Annotated in this window: 19 protein-coding genes, 2 tRNA genes and 2 pseudogenes; 6 read left to right on the top strand and 17 right to left on the bottom strand. The window is 69.7% G+C overall.

Annotation, left to right across the window (positions count from 1 at the left end; translation table 11 throughout):
* Nucleotides 1-405 precede the first annotated feature (405 nt).
* The 13 genes and pseudogenes from LRS04_RS16380 to murA form a co-directional block, all read right to left on the bottom strand.
* Nucleotides 406-481 (bottom strand) — tRNA-Phe (locus LRS04_RS16380).
* 67 nt (nt 482-548) lie between these two features.
* Entirely contained in the window at nt 549-719 is a 171-nt protein-coding gene (locus LRS04_RS16375; RefSeq protein ID WP_257817265.1) for a DNA gyrase inhibitor YacG, read from the bottom strand.
* Entirely contained in the window at nt 716-1,756 is a 1,041-nt protein-coding gene (locus tag LRS04_RS16370; protein WP_257817264.1) for a ribonuclease E/G, read from the bottom strand. The genes LRS04_RS16375 and LRS04_RS16370 overlap by 4 nt, the downstream gene beginning before the upstream one ends.
* The gene (locus tag LRS04_RS16365) at nt 1,753-2,340 is read right to left on the bottom strand and encodes a nucleoside triphosphate pyrophosphatase (RefSeq protein WP_257817263.1); all 588 of its coding nucleotides are present in this window, start codon (nt 2,338-2,340) and stop codon (nt 1,753-1,755) included. The genes LRS04_RS16370 and LRS04_RS16365 overlap by 4 nt, the downstream gene beginning before the upstream one ends.
* Before the next feature lie 11 nt (nt 2,341-2,351).
* On the bottom strand, nt 2,352-2,570 hold the full coding sequence (gene infA, locus LRS04_RS16360) for a translation initiation factor IF-1 (RefSeq protein ID WP_111458197.1): 219 nt from the start codon (nt 2,568-2,570) through the stop codon (nt 2,352-2,354).
* 115 nt (nt 2,571-2,685) lie between these two features.
* Nucleotides 2,686-3,147: a low molecular weight phosphatase family protein gene (locus LRS04_RS16355; RefSeq protein WP_257817262.1), complete on the bottom strand. Its 462-nt coding sequence runs from the start codon at nt 3,145-3,147 to the stop codon at nt 2,686-2,688.
* Nucleotides 3,148-3,153: 6 nt separating this feature from the next.
* A complete protein-coding gene (locus LRS04_RS16350; protein ID WP_257817261.1) occupies nt 3,154-3,633 on the bottom strand; it encodes a UPF0262 family protein in 480 nt (159 codons plus the stop codon).
* 143 nt (nt 3,634-3,776) lie between these two features.
* The gene (locus tag LRS04_RS16345) at nt 3,777-4,373 is read right to left on the bottom strand and encodes an SH3 domain-containing protein (protein WP_257817260.1); all 597 of its coding nucleotides are present in this window, start codon (nt 4,371-4,373) and stop codon (nt 3,777-3,779) included.
* 109 nt (nt 4,374-4,482) lie between these two features.
* Nucleotides 4,483-4,761, bottom strand: a complete 279-nt coding sequence (locus LRS04_RS28155) for a hypothetical protein (protein ID WP_374577227.1) — start codon at nt 4,759-4,761, stop codon at nt 4,483-4,485.
* Nucleotides 4,762-4,882: 121 nt separating this feature from the next.
* Nucleotides 4,883-5,515, bottom strand: a pseudogene (locus LRS04_RS28150) (mechanosensitive ion channel family protein); the annotation flags it as partial.
* Nucleotides 5,516-5,774: 259 nt separating this feature from the next.
* Nucleotides 5,775-7,067: a histidinol dehydrogenase gene (hisD, locus tag LRS04_RS16335; RefSeq protein ID WP_257817258.1), complete on the bottom strand. Its 1,293-nt coding sequence runs from the start codon at nt 7,065-7,067 to the stop codon at nt 5,775-5,777.
* A gap of 46 nt (nt 7,068-7,113) precedes the next feature.
* Nucleotides 7,114-7,539, bottom strand: coding sequence for a DUF2948 family protein (locus tag LRS04_RS16330; protein WP_257817257.1), 426 nt, complete (start codon nt 7,537-7,539; stop codon nt 7,114-7,116).
* Nucleotides 7,540-7,546: 7 nt separating this feature from the next.
* Nucleotides 7,547-8,838 (bottom strand): annotated as a pseudogene (gene murA, locus LRS04_RS16325) (UDP-N-acetylglucosamine 1-carboxyvinyltransferase).
* A 348-nt stretch (nt 8,839-9,186) separates the two neighbouring features.
* Here murA and LRS04_RS16320 point away from each other — a divergent pair.
* Nucleotides 9,187-9,261 (top strand) — tRNA-Thr (locus tag LRS04_RS16320).
* Nucleotides 9,262-9,480: 219 nt separating this feature from the next.
* Here the strand turns inward: LRS04_RS16320 and LRS04_RS16315 are convergent.
* Both LRS04_RS16315 and LRS04_RS16310 read right to left on the bottom strand, forming a co-directional pair.
* Nucleotides 9,481-9,828, bottom strand: coding sequence for a DUF4880 domain-containing protein (locus LRS04_RS16315; RefSeq protein ID WP_257817256.1), 348 nt, complete (start codon nt 9,826-9,828; stop codon nt 9,481-9,483).
* A 72-nt stretch (nt 9,829-9,900) separates the two neighbouring features.
* Nucleotides 9,901-10,170: an AlpA family transcriptional regulator gene (locus LRS04_RS16310; protein ID WP_257817255.1), complete on the bottom strand. Its 270-nt coding sequence runs from the start codon at nt 10,168-10,170 to the stop codon at nt 9,901-9,903.
* A 190-nt stretch (nt 10,171-10,360) separates the two neighbouring features.
* On the opposite strand from LRS04_RS16310, the gene LRS04_RS16305 reads away from it, so the two are divergent.
* On the top strand, nt 10,361-10,858 hold the full coding sequence (locus tag LRS04_RS16305) for a helix-turn-helix transcriptional regulator (RefSeq protein ID WP_257817254.1): 498 nt from the start codon (nt 10,361-10,363) through the stop codon (nt 10,856-10,858).
* Nucleotides 10,859-10,865: 7 nt separating this feature from the next.
* On the opposite strand, the gene LRS04_RS16300 is transcribed toward LRS04_RS16305, so the two are convergent.
* Nucleotides 10,866-11,117, bottom strand: a complete 252-nt coding sequence (locus tag LRS04_RS16300) for a hypothetical protein (protein ID WP_257817253.1) — start codon at nt 11,115-11,117, stop codon at nt 10,866-10,868.
* A gap of 226 nt (nt 11,118-11,343) precedes the next feature.
* On the opposite strand from LRS04_RS16300, the gene LRS04_RS28145 reads away from it, so the two are divergent.
* Entirely contained in the window at nt 11,344-11,574 is a 231-nt protein-coding gene (locus LRS04_RS28145) for a hypothetical protein (RefSeq protein ID WP_374576594.1), read from the top strand.
* Nucleotides 11,575-11,691: 117 nt separating this feature from the next.
* On the opposite strand, the gene LRS04_RS16290 is transcribed toward LRS04_RS28145, so the two are convergent.
* Complete coding sequence (locus LRS04_RS16290) at nt 11,692-11,982, bottom strand: response regulator transcription factor (protein WP_257817251.1); 291 nt, start codon at nt 11,980-11,982, stop codon at nt 11,692-11,694.
* A 240-nt stretch (nt 11,983-12,222) separates the two neighbouring features.
* On the opposite strand from LRS04_RS16290, the gene LRS04_RS16285 reads away from it, so the two are divergent.
* From LRS04_RS16285 to LRS04_RS16275, 3 genes are read left to right on the top strand one after another with little or no spacing between them, the layout of a single operon-like run.
* A complete protein-coding gene (locus LRS04_RS16285) occupies nt 12,223-12,807 on the top strand; it encodes a lytic transglycosylase domain-containing protein (protein ID WP_257817250.1) in 585 nt (194 codons plus the stop codon).
* Nucleotides 12,804-13,106 (top strand): TrbC/VirB2 family protein, encoded by a 303-nt coding sequence (locus LRS04_RS16280; protein ID WP_257817249.1) that lies wholly within the window; start codon nt 12,804-12,806, stop codon nt 13,104-13,106. Before LRS04_RS16285 ends, LRS04_RS16280 begins: the two co-directional genes overlap by 4 nt.
* Nucleotides 13,106-13,438: a type IV secretion system protein VirB3 gene (locus LRS04_RS16275; RefSeq protein ID WP_257817248.1), complete on the top strand. Its 333-nt coding sequence runs from the start codon at nt 13,106-13,108 to the stop codon at nt 13,436-13,438. Before LRS04_RS16280 ends, LRS04_RS16275 begins: the two co-directional genes overlap by 1 nt.
* The last annotated feature ends 718 nt before the right edge of the window (nt 13,439-14,156 follow it).

Genomic DNA, 14,156 nt, shown 5'->3' with positions numbered 1-14,156 from the left:
CCCGAACTCCCGGAGGAACCCGAAGTCTTACCGCTATGTTAGACGTGCGGCTGCGACCCTTTGGCAACCCCTTATTAAGCCGTCAAGGGGCCACAGGCCTTCGCGGTCTTGTGAAAGTTTGTCGCCTGCCTATGTTGCTGCAACGCACAATCCCTGCTCACCTCACGCCGCGTCACAATTCCACTTGGCCGGGAATCCTTGCGCTGCATCGCAACATTCTTCCGCGGAACCACGTTGTCGCACAGCAAGTCTCGGATAACTGAATCTCTCAACCCTCTCAGGGTCGGCGGGCGCGTTCTGCTTGGCCGAGATGCAGTCGGGGATGGCTTCATCTTCGCGGTCAGCCGGTTCAACCACGAAGCGGCGGGCGGAAAACCGCACAAACCAGTTCTGAACGTGGGGAAATGGTGCCTGGGGGCGGATTCGAACCACCGACACGCGGATTTTCAATCCGCTGCTCTACCAACTGAGCTACCCAGGCGCCTGGGGCCGCCGACGCGGGAGCGGCGTCTATAGGGCAGGCTTTTTCGGAAGTCCAGCCAGCCTTTTCATTCGTCCGCAAGGTCGTCGTCCGCGGCGTCGTCGCCCTCTACCGCGGGCACCGCGTAGCCCCCGGTCAGCCACCTCTGCAGGTCCACATCGGCGCAGCGGCGCGAGCAGAACGGCCGGTACTCCGCGACCGCCGGCTTGCGGCAGATCGGGCATTTCCCGGCGCTCATCGAACCTGGACCTCCAGCCGCTCGCGGGCCGCCGCCGGATCGGCGACGACCGAGAACCGTGCGCCGATCCGGGCCGCGAGCAGCGCCGCCAGCGGGCGGGCGGCCTGTTCGACGCCCGGCGCGACGCGGGCCTCCAGCCTCGCCCCGCCGTTGGCGGCGGCCTCGGCCTCGATGCGTCGGATCAGGCGCTGGGCGAGGGTGCGGTCGGAGAGATGGCCGTCTTCGCGGCACAGCACCTCGGCGAGCGGGGTGACCCGCCGGGGCAGCGACAGTTCCATGGTGCCGAAGCGGCCGACCGGCCCGATCGCGACGCCGGGATTGTCCGCCCCGAAGGCGGCGCGGGCGGCGGCCATCAGCGCGTTGCCGTCATGGCCGCGGCCGACCAGATCGACGATGACGATGCCGCCGATGCCCTTCAGGCGCAGGAGCCGCGCGGCGAGGCCGAGGGCCGCGAGGTTCGCCTGGCGGGTGACGCGCTTGGCGTCCTGTCCTTTGCGTTCACCAAGGTCGATGTCGATCGCGGTGAGCGCGCGGGTCGGCTCGATGGCCAGGTCGCCGCCGCCGGGGATCGGATGGACCACCTCCAGCGCCTCGGCCTCGGCCTCGTCGGCCATGTCGCGCGCGGCAGCGCCTTCGATCACCTCGACGTCGCGGGCATAGGCGCGCAGTTCGTCGGCCAGATCGCGGGGCTGACCCAGCAGGCGGGGGTTCCCCTGCCCTTCGCCAAGCGCCCGGGCGATGGCGAGCTTGCCCCGGCGCGGCTCGCTGCGGATCTCGATCTCGATCGTCTGTCCACGGACCGGCCGGGCGTCGGACTTGAACGGAAGGATCGCCTCGACGCCGCCTCCAAGGTCGAGAAAGGCGGTGGCCAGCGCCGGTTCAAGGCTGGCCACCCGGGCCACCGATCGCGCACCCAGCGCAAGCTTGGGGTCGTCGCCGTCGCGGCGGATGATCAGCCGCTCGGGCCGACCGTCGAGGGTGACCACGCCCCGGCTCTCGCCGAGGCCGCGGTCGAGGTAGAGGCGGCGCTGGCTCATGGCAGGCGGAATCCCAGGCCGGCGAGCAGGTTCGCCGTTTCATAGAGCGGAAGGCCGACCACACCGGAATAGGAGCCTTGCAGCTCGATGACGAAAGCCCCGGCGCGGCCCTGGATCGCGTAGCCGCCGGCCTTGCCGAGGCCTTCCCCGCTTTCGACATAGCGGTCGATGTCCTGGCTCGAGAGGCGCTTGAAGCGGACCCGGCTCTCCACGAGGCGCTCGGCGCGCCGGCCGTCCGCGCCCGCCGCGGCGACGGCGGTGAGCACGCGGTGTGAGCGGCCGGAGAGCAGCGCCAGGCACGCTCGGACTTCCGCCTCGGTCTCCGCCTTGGGAAGCACGCGGCGGCCGACGGCCACCACCGTATCGGCGCCCAGCACGAAGGCGCCGGGCGCCGTATCCGCCACGCGCGCACATTTGGCCGCGGCGAGGCGAAGGGCCAGCCGGCGCGGCGTTTCATCCTTGAGGGGGGATTCGTCGACCTCGGCGGGCGCGACAGCGTCGGGGACAAGGCCGATCTGCCGGAGGAGGTCGTTCCGCCTGGGACTGGCCGAGGCGAGCACCAGGCGCTGAGGCGTATGGGCCAAGCCCTCGCCGCCTAGCGGACGCGGAAGGTGATACGGCCCTTGGTGAGGTCGTAGGGCGTCATCTCCACGAGCACCTTGTCCCCGGCCGAAACGCGGATGCGGTTCTTGCGCATCTTGCCGGCGGTATGGGCGATGATCTCGTGGTCGTTCTCGAGTTTCACGCGGAAGGTCGCGTTGGGCAGGACTTCGCTGACCGTGCCCGGAAATTCCAGAAGCTCTTCCTTCGCCATGCGGGCTCCCAACCGGAGAATAAAACGACGGCTCGCGCCTTTAGAACAGGTCGCGAGCCGTGAAAAGCTGGGGAATTATAGCTCAGGCCGCAGGGCGGGGTCGATGGTGGCGCGATCAGCGCCGGAACCGGGCGGCGATATGCGCGGCGAGCGCATTGCGCACCTCGCGGTAGGCCGCCAGCCGGGATTTGCGTGACCCCTCGGCGCGGGTGGGATCCGGAATCGGCCAGTATTCGATCTCCACGGCGCGGCCGCGGGTCATCTCGACGGCCCGGTGCTGGGCCTCCGGCGTCAGTGAGATCACCAGGTCGAAGGAATCGTCGTTCAGGTCGTCAAAGGTCTTCGCCTGGTGGCCGTCCAGATCGCAGCCCAGTTCGGCCATCACCGCCGCGGCGAACGGATCGACCTCGCCATCCCCGCCGCCGGCCGCGTGGCGTTTCAGTCCGCAGCTGTCGACGAAGACCCGATCCCCGAGCAGGCGCTTGAGCAGCGCTTCCGCCATGGGCGAACGCACCCGGTTGAGGTTGCAGGCGAAGAGGACCGCACACGGCAGCGGAGCAGATGTGTCGGGCGGCATCGACCCTTACCCGCGCCAGTGCAGCGCACAGATCAGGGTGAACAGCCGCCGCGCGGTGTCGAGGTCGGTCTCGACCTTCCCTTTGAGCCGCGCCTGGAGGAGTTCGGAGGCCTCGTTGTGGAGGCCGCGCCGGCCCATGTCGAGGGCCTCGATCTGCGCCGGCGTCGAGTTGCGGATCGCCTGGTAGTAGCTTTCGCAGATCATGAAGTAGTCTTTGATCACGCCTCGGAACGGCGAGAGGGAGAGGATGTGCCGGCGCTCGTAACCGGGTCCTTTGACATCGAGCACGAGCCGATCTCGATCAGCCCCATCTTGAGGTCGTAGGGCCCGCCCGCGGCCCCCCTCGGGCGCGAAGCTGTTTTCCTCGAGCAGGTCGAAGATGGCGATCTGCCGCTCCTGTTCCTGGTCGCGCGAAACCGCTGCGAGCGACTCTTCGTCGAGCTCGACACTTTGCAGACGGTGCTGGTTGCGGTCGTCGGCGGCCATGAGACGCGGGGATGGTTCTTGCGGGCGAGCTTTATGGCATTCCGGGGGCCCGCGTCATCCCGCGGCTGCGTGGGACCCGGCCCGGATAACGAAAAACGCCCGGCGCGGATGCGCCGGGCGTTCGTCAGCTCTCCGGTCGGGAGCTAGTAGCGGGCGTAGCGGTAGCCCTCGGGCTGGACGTAGGCCTGGTGGACATAGCCCACGCCCACGCCGCCCTGGCCGACCAGGATCCAGTCCGTGCCGCGCACATGCGCCATGGCCTGGAAGCGTTCGCCGGTCCGCAGGCTGCCCACACGGCCCGAGTTGGTGGTCGGGGCCGAGCGCAGGTTGACCGTACGGTTGGCCACGAAGGTGTCGCCCAGCTTGCTGTAGCTGGCCGGCGCGATGGCCGAGGACAGGCGGTAGCCGTTCCGGGTGTAGGTCGAGCCGCGGGCATAGGCCTGACGCTCGTCCTTCTTCTGCATCTGGCAGCCGATGGCCGAACCCGCCGCCGCGCCGACGCCGGCGCCGATGACGGTCTCACCCGTGGGATGCTTGCCGCCGACCTTGTTGCCGAGCAGGCCGCCGGCGACCGCGCCGAGCAGCGCGCCCATCTCCTGCTTGCCGCCGGGGGCCGAGCAGTTGGTGACGCCGTTGATGCCGGCGGCCTGCGCGCTGCCCGCGCTCATGGCCATGGCGCCAGCCAGGACGGCCGCGGCCGCGCCGCCGCCGATCAGCTTGTTGATCTTCAGAGTCCGCATGTTTGCTCTCCGTCTGTTCGCGTTGCTCCGCGAGGCCAGGCGGCCTCGATGGGTTGAAAGGTAGAAGGCCCTGCCTGAACGCCCTTTGGGCCGGGCTGACAGGAACTGTTCAGCTTGGCGGGCCCGCCAAATCGCCTGAGCCGTCCGCGGCGGGAGGCCTGGCCGCGGCCAACTGCACCGTCGGGAAGGGGATTTCGATGCCGGCCCGGTCGAAGGCCTGCTTGATGCGACGGTTGTACTCGCGGCCGACCCGCCATTGTTCCTTCGGGGTCGTCGTCACCTTCGCGCGCAGGACGACGCCGCTGTCGGCCAGGCGCTCGACCCCGAGAATCTCGAAGGGACGCAGGATGAGCGGGCCGAACTCGCCGTCCCCCCCGCATGCCCTCACCGACCTCAGCCATCACGGCCAGGGCCTGGTCGATGTCTGAATCGTAGGCGATCTGAAGATCGAACACGTACGAGGAGAACAGCTTGGTCCGGTTATGGATGATCTGGGCTTCGCTGTAGGGAATGATGTGCAAAGTGCCGTTCATGCTGCGCAGGCGGATGGTGCGGAGCGTCATGGCTTCCACCGTGCCGCTGCAGTCGGCGATCCGGACATTGTCGCCCACCGAGACCGCGTCCTCGGCGATCAGGAAGACACCGGTCAGGAAATCCTTGACGATCGACTGGGCGCCGAAGCCCACCGCAATGCCGACCACGCCGGCGCTGGCCAGCAGCGGCCCGACCTTCACGCCCACTTCCGACAGGAAGGTGAGCAGGCCGACGACGATCAGCACCGCCTGGATCGAACCGGTGACGAGCGGGCCAAGGGAGCGGATCTGGCCGGCGCGACGCGGATCGCGACTGCGGGCGGCGAAGCCCTCGATGGTGCGCCGGGTCACGAAGCCGGCGACCTCCACCAGGGCGGTGACGAGGACGACGATCAGGCCGAGCCGCAGGATCCGCGCGCCGGCGTCGCCGGAGATCCACGCCCAGGGGTCGATCCCCCAGACCGCGGCGACCAGCACCAGGGCTGCACCGAGGATCAGGAAGCGCAGCAGGGCCCAGGTGACGCCGGCGGCCCGCGACGTGCGCTGATCCTCCTCCGGCACCTCGGCCGGCGAGGTGGCTGCGAAATGCCGGAGCCAGCGATCGAACATCCGCGCCAGCACCCAGATGAGCGCGAGCGCCGCCAGCACGATGCCGGCGGAGATCAGGAAGTTGAGGCCCGCCTCGCCCGGATCGAGCTGCATGAGATGGTCCCAGGCGTCGCGCCCGAAGACAGAGAGCTGTTCGGCGAGGGAAGGTTGAACGGCCTCGGCGGGGCCGGCAGGCGTCGCCGCCGTGGCCTCGGTAGCCGGCGATTGGAACATGCGCTGCCCAACGCCTTGGCCATAGGCAGGTTCCGGAAACGACGGCCTAGCTGGGGCGGCGGTTTCCCATCCGGATCGCCGCGGAGCGGGCGTGGGCCGGCAGGCCTTCCGCCTCGGCAAGCGCGATCGTCGCCGGCGCGAGCGCCGCGAACGCGGCCTCGTCGCACTTCACGAAGGAGGTGCGCTTGAGGAAGTCGTAGAGGGAAAGACCCGAGGAGAACCGCGCCGCCCGGCTGGTGGGCAGGACGTGGTTGGAGCCCGCCACATAGTCGCCGATCGCCTCGGGGGCGTGGCGGCCGAGGAACATCGCCCCGGCGTGGCGGACCCGATCGGCGAGGCGCTCCGGCGCCTCGACCGCGAATTCCACGTGCTCGGGCGCGATCAGGTCGACAAGCCGCGGCGCATGGTCGAGGGGGGCGATCACCACCGCGCCGTGGTCGCGCCAGGAGGCGGCGGCGTCCTCGCCGGTGGCCAAGGTCCTGAGCTGCGCCTCCACGGCGGCCTCGACCCGGGCGGCGAAGGCTTCGTCGTCGGTGATCAGGATGGATTGTGCGGCGGGATCGTGCTCGGCCTGGGACAGCAGGTCCGCAGCGATCCATTCGGGATCGTTCGCTCCGTCGGCCACCACCACGATCTCGGACGGCCCGGCCAGCGCATCGATTCCAACGGCGCCGTAGACGCGCCGCTTGGCGGCGGTGACGAAGGCGCTGCCGGGGCCGACGATCTTGTCCACCGGGCGGATCGGTCCGGCCCCGTAGGCCAGGGCGGCGACGGCCTGGGCGCCGCCCACCCGCCAGATCTCGGTGACTCCGGCCGCCTGGGCCGCGGCCAGGACGGCGGGCTCCAGGCGACCCGGCGGGGTCACCATGGCGATGCGCCCGACGCCGGCGACGGCGGCCGGGACGGCGTTCATCAGGACGGTGGAGGGATAGGCCGCGCGGCCGCCGGGCACATAGACGCCGACGGATTCCAGCGGGCCCCAACGCCAGCCGAGCTCGACGCCGGCCTCGTCGGTGAAGCGCTGGTCGGCCGGGCGCTGGCGCTCGTGATAGGCGCGGATCCGCCCGGCGGCGAAGGCGATGGCGTCACGGACCTCGGCCTTGCAGGCCGCGGCGCTTTCGGCGATCTCGGCCTCGCTGACGCGGATGGAGTGCTCGTCCAGCTCGACCCTGTCGAACTCGCGGGCGAAGCGCAGGAGGGCCGCCAGACCCTCGGCGCGCACGGCGGCCAGGACGTCGCGGACGATGGCGTCCACGTCCTCGGGGGTCTCCCGCCGCTCTTCCACGAAGGCGGTGAAGGCGGTTTCGAAACCCGGATCTGAATAGCGGAAGCGGCGCATGGCGCCCGCTGTTTAGCGAGGCGTGCGCCGAAGCGCCATGCCGCGCTCAGAGATCGTGCTTCGGCGTCCGCGGCGTGGGCCAGGGGCGCGAGACGTCGGCCAGCACCGCCTCGACGCACTCCACGGTGGCGCGGAGGTCGCCGCCGCCCGCAAAGCTGAGCGTGACGACGCCGCCCGGCGCCTCGCCCGGCTCGAAGGTCAGGGCCAGGATCTCCAGAACCGCGTCGGGCGCCTCGCGCCGGACCTTGCGGGTCTCGACCTTCATCACGCCGGCCAGCTGGAGGGCCGAGCGCACTCGCTCGCCCTTCCCGGCTTCCCAACGGAAGCGGTTGAAGGCGATGGTCATCTGGCGCGCCTTCGGCTCGAACGCGATGTCGCCGACCTTGGCGACGGCGTCCTGCAGGGCCGCGGAGATGACCGCCAGGTCCTCCTGGTCCTGGGCGAGCAGCTTGAGTGGGGTGGGATCGGCCATCTGGGACCTAGTCCTCCCCCTCGTCGTCGCCCTTGATCCGCCGGATCACCGCCCCGCAGGCGCCAAGCTTCTCCTCCAGCCGCTCGAAGCCGCGATCGAGGTGATAGACGCGATTGACGACCGTCTCGCCGCGCGCCGCCAACCCCGCGATCACGAGGCTCACCGAGGCCCGAAGATCCGTCGCCATGACCTGGGCGCCTTCCAGCGCCTCGACACCGCGGACCCGCGCCTCGCCGCCGTGCACGGTGATGTCGGCGCCCAGCCGCATGAGTTCCGGCGCGTGCATGAAGCGGTTCTCGAAGATCGTCTCGCGGATCACACTCTCCCCGTCCGCCAGGGTCATCAGGGCCATGAACTGCGCCTGCAGGTCCGTCGCGAAGCCGGGATAGGGGTCGGTCTCGATCTCGACAGCCTTCAGGCGCCCGCCGTTGCGCCTGATGGTCAGTCCATCGTTGTGCGGCGTCACCTCCACGCCCGCCTCGACCATCTTGTCGATCAGGGCCTGGATGAAGTCGCAGCGGGTCTTGGTCAGCCGGACCTCGCCGCCGGCCATGGCGGCGGCCAGGGCATAGGTGCCGGTCTCGATCCGGTCCGGCAGCACCGCGTGGGTCGCGCCGTTCAGGCTGGTGACCCCCTCGATGTGGATCGTGCCGGTCCCGGCGCCGCTGATTTTCGCCCCCATCTTGTTGAGGCAGTCCGCCAGGTCGACAATCTCCGGCTCCTGGGCGGCGTTGCTCATCACCGTGTGGCCGTTCGCCAGGACCGCGGCCAGCAGGGCGTGCTCCGTCGCGCCCACCGAGACGAACGGAAACGCGATCTCGCCCCCTTGCAGCCCCCGCGGCGCCTGGGCGTAGACGTAGCCCTCGTGCAGATCGATCTTCGCGCCCAGGGCCTCCAGCGCCTTGAGGTGCAGGTCGACCGGCCGCGCGCCGATGGTGCAGCCCCCCGGGCAACGAGACCTTCGCCTGGCCGCTCCGCGCCAGCAGCGGGCCCAGCACGTTGAACGAGGCGCGCATCTGCCGGACGAGGTCGTAGGGCGCGAAACCCGAGACGATCTCCTTGGTGGTCAGCAAGGTCTCGGAGCCCGTCGCCGGCTCAGACTCGACCACCTCCGTCCCCAGCCGCTGCAACAGCTTGCCGAGGAACCGCGTGTCGGCCAGGCGCGGCATGTTGGTCAGCCGCAGGGGGCTCGCTGGTGAGCAGGCTCGCCGCCATCAGCTTGATGGCCGAGTTCTTGGCGCCGCTGATCGGGATCTCCCCGTTCAGCCGCGCGCCGCCGGTGATGGCGATGCGGTCCAATCCCAATCCTTCTTGAGGCGACGCAGTTGCGGGAATTCGCGGGGCCGTCCCTTCGTCGCGCTATCTAGCCTGCGGCCGGGCAGGCGCAAAGGGCGCCGCTCAGCGCTTGCCGTCCGATTCCTGTGCAGGTTTCGCGGACGCGGCCTGGGCGCCTTCCGGCGGCGGAGATTGGCCCTGAGCGCCTGGGCCAGCTTCGCCTCCCGGTCGTTCGCAGACGGGGTCTTCGTCTTGTCGTCGGCGGCCATGCCTGAGGGGTGCGACGAGCGGTCCGACCGGTCAAGCGCATTTGCCGACGATTGGGGCTTCACGAGCCCGAGTCGTGCCGCTATATGCCCCGCCTCGCCTTTCGCCGCCGTAGCTCAGTGGTAGAGCGCATCCTTGGTAAGGCTGAGGTCGGCAGTTCAATCCTGCCCGGCGGCACCATGTTTCCCTAGGGTTTTCAAAGCCCTAGGGAAACACCAACTCCCCTAAAGTCCACCCGAAACCCATCCGGAAGCGCATCGGAAGCAACGTGACACGACTGGCCCCGCCCAGGGCCGGGGGTTCGGCACGGCGAATCGGGAGACGGAAGGCCGCCCGGCGGCCCAGAAAGTCCCAAAGCGAGACCATCCTCCGGCCGGCCCGGCTGCGGTCGCCGGAAGATTATTGGAGAATCGCGCGGTCTCCGCCGGCGGCGCGGCGGTTCAGCAGGCCCGCGGTGTGACGGGCGTCGTCTTCTGAAAGCCCATCCTGGGGCGTCATGGCGATGACGGCGGTCTGCCCCGTCCAGATGTCGACGACCTTGAAGCGACCGGATTGGGCGCGGACGACGTATCGCTCGGCGGCCGCGGCGCCGGCGTGGAGCGCTTCCCAGGCGCGGCCATTGTCGGGATCCTCCCGCCACGCGGAGAAGGCGTCCAGGTCGTCCGGGCCAGCGTCGCTGCGGCTCAGCCTGGCCTTCCAGTCGCGCGCGGCCGCCTGGCGCGCGGCGCCTTCGTCGTCGGTCTGCATAACCCAGGCATGCGCGTCCGGACGCCGCGCAGCAAGTCCGACGGCGGCGCTGGCCGGCGAATCCCGTGGACGTCAGCCCGTGAAGCTGCGCCGCTCGTTGGGGGCCCGCCCACCCCGGCCCGGGACGGCGGGCGTCCGGGCCGTGGAGCGCCGCGCTCCCTCGTCGACCCAGGCGCGGAGGTCGTCGACCATGTAGACGACCCGGCCGCCGAGCTTGCGATAGGACGGGCCCGTGCCGCAGCAGCGGTGCTTCTCGAGCGTCCGGCCGGAAAGGCCGAGCCATCGCGCCGCCTCCTCGGTCCTAAGGAGCCGGGGCGGCAGGGCGGGGTTGGGATCTTGCATGGCGCGTCTCCAGGCGGGGACGCGGATCATGAGCGCCGATCCGCCGGCCCCGGTAGGGCGCAAGCTCCCCCCACCCTGCGCAGCGTCGCGGCGCCGTGGGCCGGACCCTTCGGACCGACCTTGACCCCGGAGCCAACACAGTCCTCGATAGCAGGAGCATCACGCGACAATTCTCAGTTGTCTGACTGCCATGGACGTCCTGCGGGATCGGGATAAGGCCGCCCAGCGAGCAACCCTCTCCCGGGTCCTTAAGCTGCTGCGCACCCGCGCCGGCCTCCGCTCGGTCGAGGCGGCGCGGATGATGAACAAGGGCCACCGCACCTACCAGCGCTGGGAGTCCGGCTACTACGGCGTGGAACTGGACGACATCCACCGGTTCGCCGAGATCGTCCACGCCGATCCCTGGGGCATCATCTTCGCGGTGGAGTTCGGCTCCGTGGACTTCGCGCTGGACGCCGCCCAGAACGGCGCGGCGTCCTTGCTGCTGGTCGCGCTTCGCCGCTTCCACCGCCAGCCGAACGGCAAGGCTCTGCGGCAGCTGGATCCCCGATCGCTGTCGCTAACCTACTCGCGCGGTTTCGAGCTGCTGGCGCGCCGGGCCGAGGAGTACGCCGCCGACCTCGAGCAGTGGATGTTCGACGAGGAGCTGAGTGGCCGGGATCCAGATGACGACGACGGGTCGCGATAGGTCTGGACTATGGAGCCGTCCTGTCGGGATCCTGTTGCCGCGCCGTGGTAAGTTCGAAGCCTTCCGCGACCTGCATCGCGTTGCGAAGGCGCAGCATGAGCCGGCTGACTTCAGCAAGGCGCGGCGCGCCCCTTCCGTCGTCGTTGGCGGACAGGGTGCGGAACCAGAGTTCGAGGCAAACGCCGGCCATCCGCCGGGTGGCCTCGGAGCGCGTCGGGTCGTCCTTGAGGCGCGAGAGTTCGGAGAGCGGCTCCTGCATGCCCCATAGGATAACCTGTTCGCCGAACTCGCTACCAACCTGGACGTGCGGGAGCTCGCGCGTCTAGCGCCAAGGTCCAATCCTCGCCAAGAAGGCGGCCTCCGCTTCGACCCATTGCAGCTCCTCGAACGGCGCCTCACTGCCCGCCTCCGGGGGGCGCTTAGAGCTACTGGGAGCCGGCGCAGTCTGCTCGTTTGCACGCTATGGCACGCTACTTTTCCACTCAGTGGACGGTCACCGTTATCCCGACCACAACGGGATCGAGCTTGATGACCTCGCCGCAGTGCGACGCCACGCCTTGCGAGTCATGGGCGAGATGTCGGAGGTCATGGGTGACGACGTCTGGCAGTCAGGCCAGATGCGCGTGACCGTCAAGGACGATGCCGGGCTCACCCTGCTGACCCTGGACGTGATCGCCACCAGGGCCGCGGCGATGCCGAAGGTCAATTCAGCCTGAGCACCAACGGCCGGTTCCGGCCCAGTCGCAGCGCGCAGAAGCTATGTATCGATCGGGAGTATCCAACCATCGCTGCGCGGCCGGAGGCTCGCTTTCTCTCCGGTTGCGAAGACTCGCCTAGCTGAAGCGCGTCAGCGAGCCCGTTCGCGCAGGGGCTTCGACCAATCCAAGCTCGCGCGCCCGGATCACGGCCTGAATCCGCGTGCGAACCCCGAGCTTGTGGCAGGCCCTGAAGACATGCCGCTCCACGATCCGGTGCGAAATGCCCAGGATCGTCCCGATGTCCCGGGAGCTCTTGCCTTGCTGCACCCAGAACAGGCACTGCGTCTGCCGCGGCGACAAGGTTACGCGGTCGGCCGTGAGATCATCGCCGAACTCTTCGGGTCGTTGTTCGGAAGGCGCATGCATCGCGGCGGTCCCTGAGAACTGACTGATCGTGAAAGTCAGGTTTGCGAAGACATCGAATTATTCCCGCACGGATCGAGTTCCGCTCGGCTGTTCACAGGGCGACATAAGTCGCGGCCCGCGCCGGCTCCGGCGCTCAGCGCGCCAGAATCTGGCGCATGGGGGCAAACCTACGCCGGGCGGAGGTTACGCCCTCGCGGGCAGACCGGGAGACGGCGAGGCTTGCGGCGGAAAGGACGCCGCATGCTGGATGCTCAAACCGTCATCGCCCTGGCCGCCCAATGCGCCCCGGGAATTGCGCCGCCCACTCTGTTGGCGATCGCCCGGACCGAGAGCGGCCTCGAGCCGTTGGCGATCGGCGTCAATCGGGCCGCGGTCCAACGTCGGAAGCCCGCTTCCACCGCGGAGGCCGTCGCGGCCGCCTCGGCCCTGATCGCAGCCGGCCAGGACATCGACCTGGGCCTCGCGCAGATCAATGTGCGCAACCTGAAGCGCCTGGGCCTCTCCATTGAGCAGGCCTTCGATCCCTGCCGCAACCTGTCGGCGGCCGGCGAGGTCCTTCGCGAAGGCTATGCGCGCGGTGTCGCGCGACATGGCCCGGGCCAAGCCGCGCTGCGGGTCGCGCTCAGCATCTACAACACGGGTCACGCCGAGCGCGGGATCGGCAACGGTTACGTCGCCCGCGTTCTGACCCACGCCGGCCGGCCGACCGCCGCCGCTTCCGACGCACCGGCGCCAGCGACCGCTCCACCTGCGTGGGACGTCTTCGGCCGCGCGGCCGCGGCGCCGCCCCACTTCGTCTTCTCAGCCCCAGGAGTCACTCCGTGAACGCTCCGCGTTTCATCCGCCGCCTGGTCCTCTGCGCCACGGCGATCTCGTTCATGGCCGGACCGGCCGTGGCGCAGGAAGTCGGAGGGGACCTGGGCGGATTCATCCAGAACCTGATCGACCTGCTGAACAACGGCATCGTCCGCGGCCTTGCGGTGCTCGCGGTGATCATCACCGGCATCGTCTGGATGTTCGGGCACATCGATCTCCGCCGCGCTGGCACCGTGGTCATCGGCATCATCGTGATCTTCGGGGCCTCGACCATCGTCGACCTGATCACCGGCGGCGGGGGCGGCTGATGTCCGCCGAGCGCCTCCAGGAGGACGTGCTGTTCCTCGCCTGCACCCGGCCGGCCCTCATCCTGGGCGTGCCGATGGAGGCCATGGGGATCAACCTCATCGTCTCGACGGTCGCCTTCCTCGGCGGCGGATCCCTCCTCTACCTCCTGATCGCGCCCGTGCTGCACCTGGTGTTCCAGGCGATCTGCAAGGCCGATCCCAACGCCTTTCGGGTCCTCTACCTGTTCGTGGAGACCAAGGGGCGCGCCCGTAACGGCGGGCTCTGGGGCGGGAGTTCCGCCAGCCCGCTGCCCCTCCGGCGGCCGGGCCGCCGGGAGCTGCGTCATGGCTGAGCTCGCCTTGCGCTCCGTCCCGGACCGGGCCCGGCCCCGGGAAGCGGTCGCCGGGCGCTGGCTGCCCTACGCCCGGCACGTGACGGACAGGGTCATCGCCCTCGACACCGGCGCCCTGATGGCCTGCTTCCGACTTGACGGCGCCAGCTTCGAGACCGCCGACATCCGTGACCTCAACGACCGGCACGCCAAGCTGAACGGCGCATGGCGGAACCTCGCGTCGGACCGCCTCGCGGTCTGGCACCACCTCGTGCGCCGGGAGGCCGAGCTGCCGCCGGCCGGCGAGTTCCGGTCCGGATTCGCCCGGGAGTTGGACGCCGCCTACCGCGGCCGCCTGAGCCGGTCGCGGTCGTTCCAGAACGAGCTCTACGTCACCCTGGTGCTTCATCCGGCGCACGACGCCGCGGAACGGACGCAGGCCTGGGTCGGGCGCCTCATCGGCGCAGATCGTGTGGACCTCGAGACCGAGGATGCCGTGCGACGGCTCGAGGAAGCCGGGGAAGCCCTCGTGCAGCACCTCGCCCGCTATCGCGCCGAACCGCTCGGCCTCTACGAGCGTGACGGGCTGCTGTTCTCCGCCCCGATGGAAATGCTGCAGCTGGTCCTCACGGGCCGGCCGTCCCGCTGCCCGCTGGTCAGGGGGCGCCTTGGCGAGGCGATCCATGCCAGCCGCCTGATCTTCGGCCGTGAGGCGCTGGAGATCCGCGACGTCGCCAGC

The sequence above is a fragment of the Phenylobacterium sp. J367 genome (assembly GCF_024699985.1).
Lineage (GTDB): Bacteria > Pseudomonadota > Alphaproteobacteria > Caulobacterales > Caulobacteraceae > Phenylobacterium.
The sequence above is the reverse complement of the archived record's forward strand: the minus strand, read 5'-3'. Positions and strand labels throughout refer to the sequence as shown.